The organism is Alteromonas sp. B31-7 (genome assembly GCF_015767655.1).
Taxonomy (GTDB): Bacteria; Pseudomonadota; Gammaproteobacteria; order Enterobacterales; family Alteromonadaceae; genus Alteromonas; species Alteromonas australica.
This window is the reverse complement of sequence record NZ_CP065233.1, coordinates 2,341,474-2,360,229: the sequence shown is the minus strand read 5'-3', so window position 1 is coordinate 2,360,229 and position 18,756 is coordinate 2,341,474. Positions and strand designations below refer to the sequence as shown.

The following is an 18,756-nucleotide window of genomic DNA, read 5'->3' as shown; positions in this document are numbered from 1 at the left end:
TAACCGGAATAGACTAGCATGTAATTGAAAACTAGCGTATTGAAATCTGAAAATACCGTTACGCATAACCATATTTTTGAGGCATAGGCTTGTGCCTAACGAATTGTTATTAAACTAAATTTGAACTAAATCTAGCGTGGCTGTGTAAACACACTAGATAACTAACTGAGGATTAATATGCGGAATTGGATCATTGGTGTTTTAACACTTATTGTGGCGATAAATGCCATCCTCGGATTGATATACCAGCCGGTGTGGTGGTTCCTTATTCTAACGTTGTTTATTTGGTGTGTTGCGATTTACGATGCGAACCAAAAACACCATTCGATACTTAGAAACTTCCCATTAATTGGCCGCGTGCGATGGACCGTTGAAGCGTTGCGTCCGTATTTGCAGCAATATGTGCTAGAAACGGACACCGGCGGCGCGCCTATTTCTAGAATGTTTAGAACCATTGTTTATCAGCGTGCTAAAAATAACCGAGAAACCGTTCCGTTTGGCACCCAACTCGATACCTATGAAAATGGATATGAATGGATAGGCCACTCACTATCCGCCCGTGAATTGAAAGAAATGGAAGACGACCCGAGAGTGAATATTGGTGGTCCAGATTGCAAAAAGCCTTACAGTGCGAGTGTACTTAATATCAGTGCCATGAGTTTTGGTAGCTTATCGAAAAATGCCATATTAGCCCTGAATAAAGGCGCAGCAAAAGGCGGTTTTTTCCACAATACCGGTGAAGGCGGATTAACACCTTATCACTTGGAAAATGGGGGAGATGTAGTGTGGCAAATTGGCACAGGCTATTTTGGTTGTCGCACTAAGGACGGCAGGTTTGATGAAAAAACTTTCGAAGAAAAAGCCCAGTTAGAACAAGTAAAAATGATTGAAATAAAGCTGAGCCAAGGGGCAAAGCCTGGTCATGGTGGCATTTTACCTGCGTATAAAAATACCCCTGAAATTGCGGATATTCGTGGCGTAGAACCTGGCACACAGGTTGATTCTCCACCCCGTCACAGCGCCTTTTCGACGCCCATAGAAATGGTAGATTTTATCGCTAAGTTGCGAAAACTTAGTGGCGGTAAACCTGTTGGCATTAAGTTGGCTTTAGGGCGAAAAAGCGAGTTTGTCGCGATGTGTAAAGCCATGGTAAAAACCGGTGTAACGCCTGATTTTATTACCGTGGACGGCGGGGAAGGTGGCACAGGCGCTGCGCCCCTTGAATATACAAATTCAATTGGCTTTCCTTTACGAGAAGCCCTCGCATTTGTTGATGATTGTTTAATTGGTTTTGATTTGCGTCACAAAATTAAAATTATCGCATCAGGTAAAATCATTACCGCTTTTCAACTCGCGAAAAATTTAAGCCTTGGAGCAGACTTGTGCAATAGCGCAAGAGGCATGATGTTGGCGTTAGGTTGTGTCCAGTCTTTGTCGTGCAATACAAATAGATGCCCCACGGGGGTGGCTACGCAGGATCCGAAACTGACGAAAGGCCTCGATGTGGCGGACAAGTCGATACGCGTGTATTTGTTTCATAAAAAAACATTGCATGCCCTCATGGATATTCTTTCGTCAACGGGCCATGTGAGTACTACAGAATTAAACAGAACTCATATTTTCAGACGGGTAAATCAATGTAACATAGCCCGTTACGATGAGATATTTCCCCTGGTCAAACGGGGAAGTTTACTGCAAGACGAGGTACCAGAGCGGTTTAAGCTTCACGTAAAAGAGGCAAACGCAGATAGCTTTATGCCGTGCAGTTTACTGGCAGACATTGAAGAGGAGACGAAAGAAGTCTCCTAATTTAGCTTGCTCTTTTGCCCTTGCTCAGGTTTTTCAGGCATACGTAGCTGATATAAACGATATTCAGACGTGCGATAAGGAACCACTTTGTAAGTCGATTGCAAAAAAGTGACTAAATCGATGAGTTCGCTGACGGTTAGCTCATCGTTCACGTTTCTCATCAGCGATACACCATCTTCAGAAGTTACACTCAATGGTTGTCTGCGTGTTAATTTGTGAGAGGGGTTTATTACACTGGTAACGAGTTCCCCATACGTGGTAATTCTGCCACTTGAGCCACCCAGGGGAACGGGCTTGCTGATGTGATAAACGTGGTTTTCGTCTACATTTATACCTTCCATTGTGTGACAGTCGGTACATTGGTGACGAACAAACACGGTTTTGCCTTTATCGATATCACCCTCGGGCAAACTAAAGCCCCGTGGTGAATTAGCACCGAGATCGCAACCCGCTAACAGTGTGCTGGCGACGAATACAACGAGAATATATTTAATCATGGCTTTAACTTTCCCAACAGGTTATGACACTATAAGTATGTGACAACCTGTGTGAAAAGATTTGATTTCAATCAAGGAAGTTAACGCTAATACGCGTAATAGTGTGAATCCTTAGCGGCGATTTTATTTATCCCCGACAACCACGTCACGAAAGAGGTGTATTATGGAAGCCTATAACAAGATTCTTGTTCCTATTGATGTCTTTAGCAGCTATGAACAAATTATCGAGCGTGCTTTAAAACTAGCCGGCAGCCCACAAGACATTCATTTGTTGTATGTTGCGTATCCGCAGACCAATCTTGAGCCTTATGGTTTGTTTCTAGAGCGCGATTTCTCAGATGAAGTAAGAAGCCAAGCGCTGAGTAAATTAAGAGAAATCGCCGAGGTTTACAATATACCGACTAGTCATGCCAATGTTGAGATAGGTGCACCTGCTGATGAGATTCATCATTTAGCGGATAAAATTAGTGCCGATCTCATAGTGATTGGTACCCACGGTCAAAGCGGTTTGAAACTCCTTTTAGGCTCCACCGCGAATGCAGTGTTACATGGCGTTAAGGTGGACGTTCTTGCCGTCAAGGTAGAATAATCAAAGGCGAATAAGCGCAGCAAGTAGGGCGCAGAATATGCACGTAACAACACTGTAACTTTTATAGGTTACTGTGATTAATCATGTTCTTAATTCAACGTTACTATGCCACCTAAACGAACGGGACTTTCGCGGTTAATTTTTGCTACAGGTTATTCAATAAAAGGCTTAAAGGCCGCCTTTGCCAGTGAAGCTGCAATACGACAAGAATGTATTGCCATGCTTGTTCTCATACCTTGTGCATTTTATTTAGATATACAACACGTAGAACGTCTACTGCTACTCTTTTCGTTATTTATTGTTTTTATAACTGAATTATTAAACACTGCTGTTGAAAAATTGGCCGACCATGTCAGCACAGACATGCATGAACTTATTGGAAAAGCCAAAGATATCGGCTCAGCCGCAGTATTCATAAGCTTGATAATGGCGGCCACAACCTGGGGGATCATTCTGTTTTAACGAAGATCCCCAGGTAGCAAAGCCATTTAGGTAAATTAGCTTAATCTGTGAAACTACAGTGGTTTGGCTCGACGGCCATCTTTTAAACTCTGAGACACGAGTTCTAATATTGTGCTATTGAGGTTTTTAATGTGAGAGCCATGCACTCGCGTATCGCCGCCTTTTTCTCTGTCGGTAATTTTGAATACCACATCTTCATCCTTAGAATTCACAATAACACGGACGTATTCGTCTTCACTGGCATCTTTGCCACATAGCGGAACATGGATATAAAGGGGCTCGCTATTGACTGTGACATAATCAACCACTTGCTCTTTGCTTTTGAACGCAGGTTTTTTCTCTGGATGTAACGACCAAGAACTAGAGGGAACCACCAGTTCGCCTAATAGTTTTGCGTGAGTTTCTTTAACACCGTTTTCCATATCCACTCCTTGTTTATGTTCATTTAACGAGTACAGCGGCCTTGATAAGGCTGATACCTACTTATATCGCTGAGATATAATGAGTACGGCGCTATGTAGAGAATGGATTTTTTAGGTTTGTACAGGTGGGAACAGTGACAGATTAGCGTTTGAATTTTTGAGACAATTTTGCCATTCCACCACGCTTTACATTGGCTTGCTGAGTGTAGTGACCGGGCATATCGGGCGACTGCCAACCGCCTGCAAGTTGAAGTTCAGGCAGGGTTGCGCCTTCTTCTGCTAACGATACCGCTCCGCCAACGCGACCACTGTGAGGAGTAATATTTTCGTTTATACCCGCACGCATCGCAATGCGTTTCCAGATTCTATAAATAGAAGAGTAGTTTAATACTGGAGCAGACGAACTTGTGCCTGAGTGTTCATGAAGTGGGAGTAGGGCATGCCCGTGATTACTCACCCGCCTAAAAAGAATCCCCTTATTAATTCTTCTGGGGTCATCTGCGTGTCTAGGTTCAAGGGAATCAGATTGCGTATTGGCTTCATTAATGTATTCATCAATCATATTAATAGTGCTGTTGGAAATATAGCGAAAACTTCCTTTCCCCGTTTGATCAGCTTTAGAGGACACAATTAACAGTGCATTATTGCGCCTTTGTATATGTGGTACACAAACACGTACCACTTCATCCGCCCGCAACAAGGCATCGAACATCAGGTTTACCAACGCTAAATCACGCATTTCTAGCAAGCTATCGGGCATTATTTTATTATTGATAGTATCGAGCAGCTCGATGGTTAAGGGCACAGCTTGATTACTCGAGTATTGAAACTTTTGATTCTCGATAAGTGAAAGGCGGATAAAGTCACGTAAATAGACGGAATGAATGATTGGATTTGGTAACTTCGTAATGCCAAGGAATTTACTGAGTGCAGACAAGCGACGCTTGATGGTTCTGTAGGCGAGGGGAGATTGACACAACGTCTCTACATACCGTTTTATACATTGCTCATTGTGTGAGAAATCGTGATTGAAGCCGCCGATAGCATGCTGCTTGCAAAATATGGAAAACTCATTAAAGTCGCTAATGTATGCGCGCTGCGTATTTTTGGGTAATTTGGTGAAGATATCTTTGAAGTAGGCGTTAACTGCTTTTTCGTTATCAAATGCATCAAATTGAGACGTATCTGCCAATGCTGAATGAGTTCTTGATGTAGATGTAAACCTAGAAATATTTGCCATTTTTACTATAACTAATTGATTTGTATGAAATTTCACGCATGATAATGACAGTTATCATGCGTGAAAATGAATGAAACAGTACATCGAACGCAATTAACTGTATGAATTTACAGTATAAATGGCTTTTCCTATAATATCAAACGCTGACTATTTAGGTGTCATATACGCGTTTCTACGTAAAATGTTGTACGTGGTAGCCTTACTTTGTTCTCAGATTTCACGTAGCGGCGCCTAAATTACGTACAGTTGATCGAACTAAAATCTTTCGCCACTAAGCGCAGTTAGTTGAACCCGCATCCACTAAAGCAATGTCAATGTCACCCATTTATCACTATCTAGATAATTAGATTGAACAACTTGTTATTAAGCCCAGCTTTGTAATTAAAACGATAGAAATGCTTATGAAGGGGAAGGTTTATCAATTTATATCCGCTTAAAGAAAGTGGAATTAAAAATACATACGTTATCTTTCTTTTTCGTTATTTACCTGAGCCATAAAATACTGAATCTCTAATATCAATTTTTAATCTACAGATAAAGTGAGTGATTATGATTTTGATAAAATAAGCCATGCATAAATACAATTTAAGTTATTACTGCTTGACCGCCGACGCAACAATATAATTTCGCATTAATAACCCTAGCATCCTCACGTAACGTCTAGAGCTAACAATGAGTGATGATTCGAGATAGACATTTAACCTAGGCAATCGCCAATGAAAAATCCAATGAATAAAATGGTGAAACTAGAGAATGGTAAATTACATAAGCGCTAAAAATAATATTTTTTAACCAATTAAAACTGAATAAGTAAGCCATTTTATCATTGATATTTAGTACTCCGTATTAGGCTGAACCACCGTATAGGTCACTAGATTACGACATAAAGAGCTAGCCCATTGATAATAATAAATTATCTAGATGGAAACATCGCGCATCTGGTTTAAAGTCGCATTAAACCTGCTTTTACCTACTGGGTTAAATTCGTAAATACCCATAAAGTTAATATGGGCCCAAGCAATGACTGAGCCAGTTGAAATTGACTCTATTACTTTTGCGCGTTGTTCTTCAGAATCGAATGTTAAGCATGACGTGGTCAACCAAAATCACACAACCCAGTTAAGCCGCTTTTTGTAAGTTAGCCATGTCAGCCTCATATTGATTTGGACTCTTGTAATCCAGATATGAGTGCATTCGCTGACTGTTATAAAACATAGTGATGTATTGCAGAATATCCTGCTGGGCAGCACGGCGACTCTGGTAGTGACGCCACTGCACTCGCTCTTGTTTCAATGTGCCGAAGAAGCTTTCTACGACGGCATTGTCCCAACAATCACCTTTCCTGCTCATGCTACCTGTTACCTTGTATTGCGTCAGTAACTGTCTAAATTGTCGGCTTGCGTATTGAGAGCCGCGATCCGAATGATGTATCAGGCCCACTTTAGGTTTACGTTGCCACAAAGCCATCGTTAAGGCATCACACACAAGCTGGGCATTCATCCGCGATGCCATACTCCAGCCCACGATTTTTCGTGAGAATAAGTCAATCACTACGGCCAGATACAGCCAGCCTTCTTGCGTCCAGATGTAGGTAATGTCAGAGACATACGCCTGGTCTGGCTTTTGAGCATCAAAGTCGCGTGACAGCACGTTATCGAAGACAGGTTGCTGATGGTCGCTGTTAGTCGTGACTTTGTATTTTCTACGTCGTCTGACGCTCACTCCAGCTTCTTTCATCAAGGCTCTCGTTCGCTGTTTTCCAACCGGATAACCAAGCGAATTCAACGCGCGTTTCATACGTCTTACGCCATAGGTAAAGTCACTGGCATCTGCTACTTTCTGTACCCACTCAATTAACTCATCATGTTGCGGATCCGGTTCAATGTGTTCCTTGCGTCGCACGGCGCTATAGTAATTACAGCGACTGACACCAAGAATCTCGCACATCAGGCTAATCGGCCAGGTCTTCTTATGTTGGGTGATGAAACCGTATTTTACTTGGTTTCTTTGGCAAAGAAGACCGTTGCCTTTTTTAAGATCTCTTTCTCCATTTTCAGGCGCTTATTCTCTGCTCGCAGTTGGCGAATTTCTTCCTGCTCGGGCGTCAACTTACCATTGCCACGAAATGCGTGAGCCCCTTCTGATTCTTGCTCTTTAAGCCAGCGGCCTAACATATTGGCACTGATACCAAGACTGCGAGCAGCCTCAGTAATCTTGTAATTTTGTTCTGTAACCAGACTCACCGCATCCAGTTTGAATTCTTTCGAGTAGCTTTTTCGGGTTTTCATATACACTCCAGTTGAGATAATTATCTCTTAACTGGGTGTGTGAATCTATTGGAGCACGTCAGCAGTAGTCAGAGAGGAAAAGGTAGTTCCATAGAATTATCATATTGCGCAGTAAAGTATTGCTAGCCATCACCAACTGAACTTCATCGTGCAAACCAACCTGAAGCTTGCCATTTCTGCCAAAAAGTACTTTATCAGCAAGTTTTTGCCCCAGCTCAACTCTATTGAGCTGCTTTTGAATATTTTGTCTTAGTTCTTCGTCGTCTACATAATTGAGAATAAAGTGGGTTTTTAGCAACCTACCGAATTCTTTAAATGCCTTATACAAAGTATTATCACGCTCACTGCTGGATAGCATTTTGAGCATCTGAGATGAACTACAGCGTTTTAATTTCATCGATGCCATCAATCGTAAAATGTCGTCCCAATTATCCAATATAAGTTTTTTATTGATTTGGGACTTAGGGGCAAGTGGTGAATCAGAATACTTCTGTGTTGATTTGGAATGATAAGCATAAAGCGTTTGGTGATGAACGTTTTTAATGCGAGGGGCAAATGAAACATCCATGAGATAAAGACCGGCAAATACCGCCTCTGTATACCCATGGGTGTCTGTACTGTGAATATGTTCCTCAATGTCGTCTTGCATCAGTGTGTGTTTAGAAGATACCAATCCTTCTAGCACATAAGGCGCTTCACGATCTGATGATGTCAAAACGTTAACATGAAAGAAAGACTGTTTTTCGTCCAAGAAGCTATTTACGCTTATGCCTTGTTCTTTTCCGTAGTATTTGTATGAGTAATTTGCCAACAACGAATTGACGTTTACGACAACCTTCTTACCGTCGCTACTTGTGTGCAGCCTGCCATTATTTTCGTTATAGATTGTCGGCAGCGAGAGAGATTGAATAGTCTTAACCAGACAGTCATTCGCTCGTTGTAAATTGGTAATCGATACCCAAGAATTTTCAGTATCTTTCAATGCTTTTTCAGAAAATAGCTTACTGGCTCTGGCCAGCTCAGTGTGCCCAAGGTTCGTTCCCAAACTTAACACCGTGGCAAAAAGTAAACGAATATCAATCTCTGTATTACCGCCGCGAGGAAGCCGATTGCTAAAGCAGCTTGAAAAATTTGTATGTCGGTCAATTTCGAACATGACATCTTGAAGTGTGACTGAACGCGATGATCCTAGTAAGGTTGGGATGTATTTAGCAATGGAGAATTCTGGATCAGGGTATCGAATACGCCAGGTTCCGTCGTCTTTGACAGAGAAATGGGGGTTTTCATCTTGAGCAATACGACGAGTCACGTCTTCAAATCGCTGGGTCACACTCATACCTATACCATCGAGAACCGAACGACCATAAATAAATTTATCCAGGGAAGCAGCCGCCAATAATCGCTTCTTATGATTACGCCACTCTTCGACTCCAATCATGTAGCTGGGCGTTTGCTTGTAGCGGTACGAATATTCTAGGGTGAGTGATTTGTCTTTGAGTCCTTTTGCTACTGCATTGAAAAGAAATACACGATACTTATTAAGCGGGTTTATATCGTCTTCCTCAAACAGAAGATTAGCTTCGGTTTTCGTTAGAAACGCAGTAGGAGAATCTTCGTCAATCGCTTTGGGCTGCGAAAGGTAAAAGTCAATTGCATCTAGCAGCGCTTGATTTTTACTCTGTTTGTCAAAACTCATCGCTTTAATAAGTGAACCAAGTAAACGTTGAAGTTTAAGACTGTTTTCAAAAAGCGAGCTGTAGTAATCAGCGTGTGTTGCTTGTTTGATTATGCTGTTTCCTACACGCTCAATATGCTTATCAAATTCCGGATTTTGCGCATTAAAAAAAGCGCTTATCAACTGTTGGGAACGTTCGTTACGCTCTTCAAATGATAGATTTGGATCTTTGGTAATTGAAAACACCAGCTCTAAGACGCGTTTGGCGTCTTTCGCACTATTGAGCACGGTTCTATTTGCTTCTAATGTGCTTAACCGTTGTTCATCACGTTTGCTTCGTTCATCACCTTTTGCGCGATTCGTAAATTGTTTAACGACTTTGAGAAGTGCATCAGCGGCAAAGTCATTACGTTTGTGAACCTGATCATAAATAAAAGAAAGATAATAAAGCGATTGTTTATTGTCATTTTTCAGGCGCCTGATTTCGTCATTGTTTCCCAAATATATAGCATCAGAAAGATGTGTGATGGCTTCATCTGTCAAGTTAACCTTTTTATACACTCTGGCTAACTCACTAAATTGCTCACTAAACAGTTTTAAAATAGAAGCGTTCTGATTGAGGCTTCGTTGCCCAAGCCCTTGGTCAATCCTTTTCAACTCGCCTATGGAGTGTAGATGTGAATGTTGTGGAAAAAATTGAATTAATGCGTTTTTCTTTTTTGCGGATAATGATGTCTCGACTCGCTCAAGCATCCGTGTTTCATAAGATTGAAATCCGATAGAGATAATGTCCACGAACTGGTTGTATGAAGGGATCTCCACACGTCGCATCCAACAAAATGACACCAATGCAAATAAGATGTCTTCTTTATTCATGCGAATAGAGACCAAACTGTCTGTGTGTAAGGCTAACAGTGCTGCGGTCTCATTGCTGTAGGCCTGCCAGTTATACTGAGCGAGGATTTGTTTCCTATGACGAGTTGCCATTTCTGGGGTGTATTTTTCCATATCGACAGCGTGACTGAGCGCCAGTACACGCGATGCTCGTTTAATATCAGCAGCAAAGAAACGACTCGATTCAAAAAACCGTCCTTTCGCTTGAAAATAAGCCTTTGAAACGAGAAAACCCACTTTCGCCACATCCGATTGCATTTTACGTAAGATTTTTTTTGTTTCTAAATCCAAAGTAAAATAGCCAAGCGTTGCTTCTCTGGTCAATTTTGGTACGCTATTAAAGGCTTGTTTTCTTGCAGCAGATAGCACCTTCATTTGTGCCATGTTCATTCCTTTTCGATATTAATATCGACTTTTTAATAACATTATCGATAAATTTGTGCAGTGTACACTGTACAAAATAAAGTATTTTGGAATCACTCTTCTATTTTTAATAACCGTATCTTCTAACAAAACTGTCGTCACTAATGTAATGTACATTGTAACGAATGTCAGAATAGTAGTAATTACGTCATGTCGCCTACAGATGAACTTTACGCACCGCTCGTGACCGCATACGATCATTTTAATGCATGCTTATTTGACAATGCGTTGCCTCCCGTGATTTTCACCTTACAACGAAAAAAGAATGTCATGGGGTTCTTCGCGGCTAAGCGATGGGGTAACGCACAAGGTAAACTGTGTAGTGAAATCAGCATCAATCCCGCCTATTTCGCCTCATCAAGAATGATTGAAATCTTTCAAACGCTCGTTCATGAAATGGTCCATGCATGGCAGTTTCATTTTGGACAGCCTAGCGATGGCCATTACCACAATAGACAATGGGCACAAAAGATGATGGATGTCGGTTTGATGCCCTCCGATACAGGCGAGCCCGGAGGTGCGATCGTAGGACGTCATATGAGTGACTTTATCATGAAACAAGGTCCTTTTATGAAGGCGGCGAATACCTTGACGCAAGATATAGATTTCAGACTAAACTGGGTAGATAGATTGGCGCTGCCCAAGCTTCATGAGCCTGTGATTGTCGACACACCCACGTTGGCGCAGGATGCATTAGTTGAACACTGTGCTCATGCAAGTGATGTATTAAATGCCAACGTTGTGTCATTGGATGATGAGGCAGCATCTGGCGCATTACCGTCTACGAATGACGATTTCAACGCTATGCCAGACACATTTTACCTTCCAGAAGTCGCTAAACGTCAAACGCGCAGTAAACATGTGTGTCCTGGATGTGATACAAAGATCTACGGCAAAGCCACACTTAATGTCATTTGTGGAGATTGCGAATTACCTTTTGAGCGAGAATAAAACAAGCAATAAGGTACGCGTTGTTTAATCCAATCAAGCTAATTTCCTCTGTTTCGTTTGAACTGTTTTTTTATCGTTTCCGATTTATGTGAAACGGAGTACCTCTTTTTCAAATCTTCCGTACGAGGTTAGCGCGACCAAAGCGCTAGAAGTCGCCCCTTTATTCGTCGCAGTCTGCGGCTCTGTAAGGCTCAAGCCTTCTATGGTTTGAGTTGTTATATTTGTTACAGGATCAGGCTTTAGCGTGTCATTGGATGAACTTACTGATGTCATTAAACTGCTGCCTTTTTTCTTACGCCAGACCACCGAAACATGTTCAGGAATTTCTGCTTTGAGTATCGCGGCAAATTCACTTAACTCTGGGTGCGCAGGAACAATCAAAGTTGCTTGTTGATGATTATCTTTTGGGCGCTTCCTTAGGATACGGCCAAGCACTTGTCTAAAGTGCAGTTCAGTGCAGATCCGACTAAGGTGACAGCATACTTGTAGTCTTGGAATATCGGTTCCCTCACTGACCATACCAACTGAAATTAACCAAGGCGCAGCTGAATTTCTAAATTGTTGAATGACTGCATGGCTTTTATCTGTGTCACTCGTAACGAGCCATGGCTCTTGCTGCGTAATGTCTCTTAACATTCGTTGTATTTGAGTGGCATGTTTTATACTTGAAGCCACAATCAACCCGCCTACATCACTGCAACCTTGTCTCAGTGTGACTAATTTCTCATTTGCGTAGTGCAGGATGTTCGAGAGAAACAATGATTCCTCTAGGACGTGTTGATAGGCCAGGTTTTCATCTTTAAGGAGTTGCTTCAGACTGTTATGCGTTCGCGTGGTTTGGTCTGGCTCAATCACTCGCCATTTCGAACTGTCGATCAAATGCACTGAAGGTGTGCGGCACACACCTTCTTTAACAGCATCATTTAGCCCATAACTAAACTGCATATCAGGACGTAGGTTTTGATCGTAAAGCAATGAGGTGACATAGTTTTCATCCGTTCGCCATGGCGTGCCAGATAAGGATAATGTGTATGGCGGTGTATTGTGTTGCATCAACGCCATCAGTGATGCGCCCCAATAGGTTGCATTGTGTCTATCATGACCACCACAATGATGAATTTCATCGAGTACTATGATCAGGCGTTGTTGCAACAGCCTGCCAATCATCCCGGGTGCCAGTGATGATAAGCCTTGATAAGTCAGTGTTAGTCCGATGGAGCCCAAGAATCCGTCCATAGGTTGCTCCAGCACCTTTTCAAACGTTGACTTAAGTCCATTTCTTACCGTAACAGATGGTGCAATGCACAATACAAAATCCACTAAACCTGCGTTGAGCATGGCTTTAACCGTCACTGCGGCAAAAACTGATTTACCAGCACCTGGCGTAGCTAAACAACCAAATTGCCGATGACCACTTTGATAGTGTTTCATGGCAGCGTCGAGGCATTGGGCTTGCCAATGTCTAAGTTTCATGAAGTAGCAGAGAGCAATAATTCGAGCGCTTTTATTTTTCCAAGCGTTCGTACATTTTGATCTTTAAATTCGTTTAATTTTTTATCAATGCGCAGGGCCATTTCTGGGAATTCGATCTTTAAACTTTCCAGTTCCTCTGTTGCACCTAAGCTGATCAAAATATCATGTTGTCGTGAATGGAGCCGTTTTTGTATTTCAGTAAGATTTTTTTCCAACGTGTCTTGATTGTTGATGTTGTTACTTGCCGATGATCCGACTATCGAATGTAATTTATTCGTTTGGCGGTAGTGCGCCGCTTTGTCCTCATTTTCTGTGACATCAACTAATAAACCATGCTTTATAAACGTCCGCATAAAACTGTGTATCCAACGTCTCACGTCATTTTTGTTTTGTTTGCCTGGATATAATGTCATGTAACGATCACGGATGTCGGTGACGCGAAAACGCTGGCTATCGAGAGAGACAATGGCCTGAATAAGACCCGGGTGGGGCGTAAATTGCCGCATAATATACCTTTTTACTGCAAAGGGAATTTTAAAGATGAGGATTATAATCCGTGGTTAATTAAGCCGCAAGTAGAGATATTACTGACTTTTAAGCAGGTCAGTTTATGTCACAGTTATCCGTCGCGTTAGGGCGCGTCATTCGAACATCGCGCAAATCTGCAGGATTGTCGCAAGAAGCGTTAGCGCTACAGGCGAAAGTAGACAGAAGTTATGTGGGCCGAATTGAGCGTGGTGAAGCCAATATCACGATCGAATTACTGTATCAGTTAGCAGATGTTATCGGTGTCACGCCGGACTCGTTGTTGCCCAGCCAAGATAGTATTGATGAATAAACTGGATCCGTTATGTTGGTTGTTGGAATGTAGGGTGCAGTGTCTCTAAATATGCCATGGCGGTACGTGTGTCTTTCCATCCTACGTGTGTCATCAGATCGCTTAAGCTCCAACGCTGCTCTGCCGCCCAATAAGCGAACCCGCGACGAAGAGAGTGGCTGCTAAATGTCTGCGCGTTATTGATACCGGCTTTCTCAAATCGTTGTCTGAGTATACGACTGATACTCCGCGGGTTTAAGGCATGTTCAGCAATGACACCCCAGCGATCGATTTTTCGAAATACAGGCCCCTCGTGGTCGCCCAACATCTCTCGCCAGGCATCTAACGCAGCACATGGGCATAGCGTATTTAATGCCGGTAGCCGGTGACGTTTACCTGCGTATTGCCGGTCGCCTTTTGACTGTGACAGGTAAAGCGATAGGCCATGATTAGGTGATTCCTCGATACCCTGGAGTAGTAGACGCGTTAGTTCATCACTTCGAAACCCTCGCCAAAATCCGACCCAAATTAAAGCCCGGTCGCGCGCGGCCCGCAATGCGACACCTCGTGAGTCATTGCGATATTCGGCATTGAGATGGCTGTCTAACTGTTCAAGCATGGACATCGCCAAGGGCGTGGCTTTTTTCACCGGGGCAGGGTGCAACGCCCGTATACCTTTAAGCACCTTTTTCACTTGGATGGCTTTGGTGGGATCAACAAATCCTTGGCTTTGATGCCACTGGGAAAGGGCAGCCAATCGGGTTTTGAGTGTGTTGTAGGCAAGGGTATTCGCATAGTGTGCCAAATACCGACATAGCGCCTCGCTTGTAGTGGGCAGCATACCGCCCCAATCCACTTCAAAATGCTCGACCGCACCTTGGTAAGTGCGTCTCGTATTGTCACGTGTGGCGGCCTGAACATAGTCATCTACCGAATGTGTTTGTACGTTTCGGGGGAGGGTAGACATAGGGCGATTTTGACACCTCAATTTTTAGCGATAAGGATAGTATGTATCAATGTAATGGTTAATCAAGGGCTTCAGCGTATACAGGTGAAATAACCCACGATTATCGCTTGTTTTGATTTCCCTATTTTGATTTCGAATGCTTCCAACATTATACTGTATATACATATTACGTAATACAGTACATTATCATGGCGCGAACCGGCGTGACGCTGACAAACGTTAAACAAGCCACAGAGGCCATCATTGCGCGCGGTGACAGTGTGTCGATCGACGCTGTGCGCGCAGAGCTCGGGCATACGGGCTCAAAGAGCACTATTCATAAGCATTTGAAACGCTTAACCGAAGGGGGCGCAAATGCGCCGGTAGAAGTCTTACTGTCTGAAGAATTACAGCAGCTTGTAAGCCACGTTGCGGCGCGATTAAAAAAGGAGACGCATGCCACGTTGGTTGAACGTGAAAGTAGGTTTAAAAAGTCACTTGACGAGCAGGCGGCTTGCGCAGTCGCACTATCGGAGCAAAACGATACGTTGCAGGCTCAGATTGCGCGAGCTAACAATGACATCGCTGAATTGACTCAATATGTGACTGACATCACAGCGGCGCGCGATACAGCACTTCGCGAGTGTGATCGTTACGAACAACGGCTCGCATCAATGACACAGGAAATCCAGTTACTGACAACGCATAATCAATCATTAGAGGACAAGCACGTGGATGCGCGTGCGGCGCTTGAGCATTATCGTGCGTCTGTCGCGTCTCAGCGTGAGCGCGAAACCCATCATTTTGAAAGTACGATCGCACAACTCAATCATCAACAACACGCGTTGACGCAAGAGCTGGCCGGCTTAACCGGCACCAACCAAGAGCAAAAACTTACACTGGCGCGATTGGAGGTTACATTGTCTCAGGCGCTTAACGATCACAAAGCATTGGCAGAGCAGAACCGCTTTTTGGAAGAGGCACTCGCGCAATCCCGCAGTAACAATCAGCGTCTTGAACAAACCGTCGAGAGGTTAGAGCACGCATCCGATCTGCTTCGCGATGATCTGTCCTCTTCGACTGACGCTCTGAGTACACAAACGATTGCACTTAATGAAACTCGCCAGCAATTAGTGGCAGCTGACGCGACGGTAAACACACAAGCGCATCTGATCGCAGAATACATGCACCAAACAAACAAAACGGTGAAAAAAACGAAGAAGTTAAGCGTAAACGATGATACGCCGCAATGATAATGCTGTTGATGCGTAAACGACACAAGATGTTATGTAGCGAACGATAAACATACCACCTTATCAAATGAACAATGTCTCACCAGGTGAGCACATCGACCGTCTGCTTTTCTTATGACATTGCTGTGCTCAAGATCCAATCCCTACCGTTGTTCATGACGCTATCGGTGCTGGGGCGCTGCGCAGCATAGCCTGTGCGTCCCATGGCATTGTCATGATTTGCCGGCTGAAGATCAGGCATTTCTTACACTCTTAGTACCTTTCAAAATTGTAATTATCATGTAATTCCACCGCCATGTAGGTCATGGCGGATTTTGTCTGTATTGGCCAGTGTCTGCGCGTATTTTGCGCAGCACGGTAGTCTCTTAGCCCTCCTACATCTGTAACAACCGGTTTGGGTTCTCAAGAGATTTTTCAAACAACACGACATAGACATAAAATCAGGGAAACACATGACTAACACTAAATCAAAGGCGACAAGGTTGGGGTTTGCAAAGACTCTTTTGTCTGCTTCTATCGCAGTGGCTATTTCACCCACGCTGGTTGCACACGAGCAGGCCGGCACCACTGAGGCGGATGTAGAAAAAATGCAGTCGTCGGTACGCGTTCAGCGCCACGCTCGATAGGGGATTCAGCGGTACCTGTTGACATTATCAGCGCAGAAGAATTTAAAAGTACCGGGTCCACCGACATCACGACAATGATGCAAGCCGCCGTGCCATCCTTTAATGTTAACGACCAACCAATTAATGATGCTTCAACCCTAGTACGTCCCGCGAATTTAAGAGGGCTCGCGCCGGATCACACCTTGATACTGGTGAATGGAAAACGGCGTCATCGCTCAGCGGTTATTACGTTTTTAGGTGGTCAAATATCCGACGGTGCGCAAGGGCCTGATATATCCGTCATACCGTCTGTTGCACTTAAACAAGTTGAAGTATTACGGGACGGTGCGGCAGCACAATATGGCTCTGACGCAATTGCCGGCGTGATCAACTTTGCGCTTAAAGATGACGCTGAAGGAGGCCTAGTGGAATTTAATAAAGGTCAATATTATGAAGGGGACGGCGCAACGACGATGGTCGCGGGCAATGTTGGGTTGCCATTGACTGATCAAGGGTTTGTCAATCTCTCTCTAGAATATCGAACGGCCGATCCCACGTCACGAAGCGTACAACGCGATGATGCGGCGGCGCTGATAAACAATGGCAACACGTTCGTTGAAGATCCGGCGCAAGTATGGGGGAGTCCTGAAATAAAAGGGGATCTTAAGTTTTTTGCCAATGCAGGTTTGGAGCTTGATCAAAACAGTGAAGCGTATTTATTTGGTAACTATGCGAGACGAGAAGTGGAGGGCGGGTTTTACTTTCGAAACCCACACAACCGCGGTGGTGTCAATGATGGCGGAACCAATGACAGTGGTGAGCAATTATTACTGGTAGCCGACTTGACGCCAGATCTATCGGGCAACTGTCCGACCGATATAGCCGTCGGCTCAAACGTGCTAGAAAACCCTGTTTATATCAACCAAGTTGCAAACAATCCTGATTGTTTTGCATTCAACGAACTCTTTCCTGGTGGATTTACCCCAAAATTTGGGGGGATCGTTACTGATGCTTCATTGGTTGTTGGTACTCGTGGAGAATTGGATAACGAGCTAAATTACGATGTCAGTGGTGCTTATGGTACTAATGAAATCGATTATGCCATTAGCAACACCATAAATCCGTCATTAGGACCGGATACACCAACATCGTTTAATCCCGGGCGCTACATTCAAACAGAAGCGAGCTTCAATATCGACATCAATAAGTATATTGATATTGGCGGGAATGAACCGTTGTTCTTAGCCGGGGGCATTGAGTATCGATATGAAGCGTTTGAAGCCATCGCTGGGGATCCAAAGTCCTACGAAGTAGGCCCTTTAGCCGCACAGGGATTTGGTATCGGTTCAAACGGCTTTCCTGGGCTAGCCGCTCGGTTCCAAGGCAAGAATAGTCGTAATAGCGCAGCGCTGTATATTGATTCGGAGTATTTCTTTAGCGACGATTTTATGGTGGGGGCAGCTATTCGGTACGAGGACTTTAGTGATTTTGGTGACACAACCAAAGGCAAGCTGTCTGCGCGCTATCAACTAAATGAAACCGTCGCAATACGCGGCGCCATCGCAACTGGATTCAAAGCGCCGACCATAGGACAATCGAATGTACGAAACGTCACTACCGCGTTCAGTGCAACGGGATTGGTTGATAGAGCCACGCTGCCGCCGTCGGATCCGATTTCCATTCAAAAGGGGGCAACGCCCCTCCAACCTGAGGAATCTACGAGCTACAGTGTGGGATGGGTAGGAGAATTTGAAAATAGGATCAGCACAACATCGGGGATCACCCTCACGCAAGCGGATATCAATGCGCTTCTCGCCCAAGGCGTCACTGACGCATCGAGTTTTAGTGAAGTGAGTTTCTTCACAAATGACTTTGCAACGTTAACACAAGGTATTGATGTCGTCGCTAATTATTCAATGGAAATGTTGGGAGGAGATACGGTTTTCTCGTTTGCGGGGAACTGGACCGATACAGAAGTTGATGATGTTAAAACGTTCGATGTGAATGGTGAGCAAGTCCAAAACATTTCACCCACTCGCATTCGAATGATTGAGGATAATTTGCCTGAATACCGCTTCAGCCTGCCTGGCAATCATACGAATGGCGATTGGCGGGTATTAACGCGCCTTAATTATTTTAGTGACATTTTTGAAGATCACATCTATGCCGGTTTACCCATAGAGGAAGTGGGTGCGGAATACACGGTCGATTTTGAAGTTGGTTATCATATTAATGAATCATTTATTATGACACTAGGCGCTCGAAATGCGTTTGATAACCTCCCTGATGAAAATGTGCTTTATGATACCGAAGTGGCGGGTTCAAAGTACCCAACGACGTCACCCATTGGCATTAACGGCGGTTTCTATTATTTAAAAGGCGTGTATACCTTTTAGTCCAACTGGCGTCTCG

15 protein-coding genes and 1 pseudogene are annotated in these 18,756 nt (G+C 43.7%); 7 read left to right on the top strand and 9 right to left on the bottom strand.

The annotated features are described in order from the left end of the window. Positions 1–177 precede the first annotated feature (177 nt). Positions 178–1,809: an FMN-binding glutamate synthase family protein gene (locus IUA53_RS09975; RefSeq protein ID WP_196897019.1), complete on the top strand. Its 1,632-nt coding sequence runs from the start codon at positions 178–180 to the stop codon at positions 1,807–1,809. Here the strand turns inward: IUA53_RS09975 and IUA53_RS09970 are convergent. After that, positions 1,806–2,306, bottom strand: a complete 501-nt coding sequence (locus IUA53_RS09970; protein ID WP_196897018.1) for a c-type cytochrome — start codon at positions 2,304–2,306, stop codon at positions 1,806–1,808. The genes IUA53_RS09975 and IUA53_RS09970 overlap by 4 nt on opposite strands. Positions 2,307–2,469: 163 nt before the next feature. Here IUA53_RS09970 and IUA53_RS09965 point away from each other — a divergent pair, with 163 nt between their 5' ends. Both IUA53_RS09965 and IUA53_RS09960 read left to right on the top strand, forming a co-directional pair. Then, positions 2,470–2,895: a universal stress protein gene (locus IUA53_RS09965; RefSeq protein WP_196897017.1), complete on the top strand. Its 426-nt coding sequence runs from the start codon at positions 2,470–2,472 to the stop codon at positions 2,893–2,895. A 105-nt stretch (positions 2,896–3,000) separates the two neighbouring features. Continuing rightward, positions 3,001–3,357, top strand: a complete 357-nt coding sequence (locus IUA53_RS09960) for a diacylglycerol kinase (protein ID WP_044447565.1) — start codon at positions 3,001–3,003, stop codon at positions 3,355–3,357. 53 nt (positions 3,358–3,410) lie between these two features. Here the strand turns inward: IUA53_RS09960 and IUA53_RS09955 are convergent, their stop codons facing one another. The 4 genes from IUA53_RS09955 to IUA53_RS09940 all read right to left on the bottom strand — a co-directional run bounded on the left by IUA53_RS09955 (position 3,411) and on the right by IUA53_RS09940 (position 10,260). Continuing rightward, a complete protein-coding gene (locus tag IUA53_RS09955; RefSeq protein ID WP_044447563.1) occupies positions 3,411–3,779 on the bottom strand; it encodes a hypothetical protein in 369 nt (122 codons plus the stop codon). Positions 3,780–3,921: 142 nt separating this feature from the next. Continuing rightward, entirely contained in the window at positions 3,922–5,019 is a 1,098-nt protein-coding gene (locus IUA53_RS09950) for a tyrosine-type recombinase/integrase (RefSeq protein WP_044447560.1), read from the bottom strand. 1,119 nt (positions 5,020–6,138) lie between these two features. After that, positions 6,139–7,307, bottom strand: a protein-coding gene (locus tag IUA53_RS09945; protein ID WP_085929700.1) for an IS3-like element ISAma1 family transposase whose coding sequence is annotated in 2 segments (ribosomal slippage) — positions 6,139–7,058 and positions 7,058–7,307 — 1,170 coding nt in all. Because the reading frame shifts where the segments join, the coding sequence is not laid out codon by codon here. 58 nt (positions 7,308–7,365) lie between these two features. Next, a complete protein-coding gene (locus IUA53_RS09940; protein WP_044447525.1) occupies positions 7,366–10,260 on the bottom strand; it encodes a Tn3 family transposase in 2,895 nt (964 codons plus the stop codon). A 189-nt stretch (positions 10,261–10,449) separates the two neighbouring features. Here IUA53_RS09940 and IUA53_RS09935 point away from each other — a divergent pair, with 189 nt between their 5' ends. Then, a complete protein-coding gene (locus IUA53_RS09935; protein ID WP_044447527.1) occupies positions 10,450–11,250 on the top strand; it encodes a SprT-like domain-containing protein in 801 nt (266 codons plus the stop codon). A gap of 84 nt (positions 11,251–11,334) precedes the next feature. Here the strand turns inward: IUA53_RS09935 and IUA53_RS09930 are convergent, their stop codons facing one another. Both IUA53_RS09930 and IUA53_RS09925 read right to left on the bottom strand, forming a co-directional pair. Then, the gene (locus tag IUA53_RS09930; protein WP_052806658.1) at positions 11,335–12,723 is read right to left on the bottom strand and encodes a DEAD/DEAH box helicase; all 1,389 of its coding nucleotides are present in this window, start codon (positions 12,721–12,723) and stop codon (positions 11,335–11,337) included. Continuing rightward, entirely contained in the window at positions 12,720–13,229 is a 510-nt protein-coding gene (locus IUA53_RS09925; protein WP_044447529.1) for a hypothetical protein, read from the bottom strand. The genes IUA53_RS09930 and IUA53_RS09925 overlap by 4 nt, the downstream gene beginning before the upstream one ends. A 104-nt stretch (positions 13,230–13,333) precedes the next feature. Here IUA53_RS09925 and IUA53_RS09920 point away from each other — a divergent pair, with 104 nt between their 5' ends. Then, positions 13,334–13,561 carry a helix-turn-helix domain-containing protein gene (locus IUA53_RS09920; protein ID WP_044447531.1) on the top strand — a complete coding sequence of 76 codons (228 nt, stop codon included), beginning with the start codon at positions 13,334–13,336 and terminating at the stop codon, positions 13,559–13,561. A gap of 10 nt (positions 13,562–13,571) precedes the next feature. Here IUA53_RS09920 and IUA53_RS09915 read toward each other — a convergent pair whose 3' ends face one another. Further along, positions 13,572–14,507, bottom strand: coding sequence for a site-specific integrase (locus IUA53_RS09915; protein WP_044447532.1), 936 nt, complete (start codon positions 14,505–14,507; stop codon positions 13,572–13,574). 188 nt (positions 14,508–14,695) lie between these two features. Between IUA53_RS09915 and IUA53_RS09910 the strand changes: the two genes are divergently transcribed. Beyond that, entirely contained in the window at positions 14,696–15,739 is a 1,044-nt protein-coding gene (locus IUA53_RS09910) for a DNA-binding protein (RefSeq protein WP_044447534.1), read from the top strand. A 112-nt stretch (positions 15,740–15,851) separates the two neighbouring features. Here the strand turns inward: IUA53_RS09910 and IUA53_RS20370 are convergent, their stop codons facing one another. Continuing rightward, positions 15,852–15,980, bottom strand: coding sequence for a hypothetical protein (locus tag IUA53_RS20370; RefSeq protein WP_260563439.1), 129 nt, complete (start codon positions 15,978–15,980; stop codon positions 15,852–15,854). A 211-nt stretch (positions 15,981–16,191) separates the two neighbouring features. Here IUA53_RS20370 and IUA53_RS09905 point away from each other — a divergent pair. Continuing rightward, positions 16,192–18,740: pseudogene (locus tag IUA53_RS09905) on the top strand (TonB-dependent receptor plug domain-containing protein). Positions 18,741–18,756 lie beyond the last annotated feature (16 nt).

What these genes read in the sequence shown, in the direction of transcription:
- IUA53_RS09975 (WP_196897019.1), top strand. Translation starts at nt 178, where the DNA reads ATGCGGAATTGGATCATTGGTGTTTTAACACTTATTGTGGCGATAAAT.
- IUA53_RS09970 (WP_196897018.1), bottom strand. Translation starts at nt 2,306, where the DNA reads ATGATTAAATATATTCTCGTTGTATTCGTCGCCAGCACACTGTTAGCG.
- IUA53_RS09965 (WP_196897017.1), top strand. Translation starts at nt 2,470, where the DNA reads ATGGAAGCCTATAACAAGATTCTTGTTCCTATTGATGTCTTTAGCAGC.
- IUA53_RS09960 (WP_044447565.1), top strand. Translation starts at nt 3,001, where the DNA reads ATGCCACCTAAACGAACGGGACTTTCGCGGTTAATTTTTGCTACAGGT.
- IUA53_RS09955 (WP_044447563.1), bottom strand. Translation starts at nt 3,779, where the DNA reads ATGGAAAACGGTGTTAAAGAAACTCACGCAAAACTATTAGGCGAACTG.
- IUA53_RS09950 (WP_044447560.1), bottom strand. Translation starts at nt 5,019, where the DNA reads ATGGCAAATATTTCTAGGTTTACATCTACATCAAGAACTCATTCAGCA.
- IUA53_RS09940 (WP_044447525.1), bottom strand. Translation starts at nt 10,260, where the DNA reads ATGGCACAAATGAAGGTGCTATCTGCTGCAAGAAAACAAGCCTTTAAT.
- IUA53_RS09935 (WP_044447527.1), top strand. Translation starts at nt 10,450, where the DNA reads ATGTCGCCTACAGATGAACTTTACGCACCGCTCGTGACCGCATACGAT.
- IUA53_RS09930 (WP_052806658.1), bottom strand. Translation starts at nt 12,723, where the DNA reads ATGAAACTTAGACATTGGCAAGCCCAATGCCTCGACGCTGCCATGAAA.
- IUA53_RS09925 (WP_044447529.1), bottom strand. Translation starts at nt 13,229, where the DNA reads ATGCGGCAATTTACGCCCCACCCGGGTCTTATTCAGGCCATTGTCTCT.
- IUA53_RS09920 (WP_044447531.1), top strand. Translation starts at nt 13,334, where the DNA reads ATGTCACAGTTATCCGTCGCGTTAGGGCGCGTCATTCGAACATCGCGC.
- IUA53_RS09915 (WP_044447532.1), bottom strand. Translation starts at nt 14,507, where the DNA reads ATGTCTACCCTCCCCCGAAACGTACAAACACATTCGGTAGATGACTAT.
- IUA53_RS09910 (WP_044447534.1), top strand. Translation starts at nt 14,696, where the DNA reads ATGGCGCGAACCGGCGTGACGCTGACAAACGTTAAACAAGCCACAGAG.
- IUA53_RS20370 (WP_260563439.1), bottom strand. Translation starts at nt 15,980, where the DNA reads ATGCCTGATCTTCAGCCGGCAAATCATGACAATGCCATGGGACGCACA.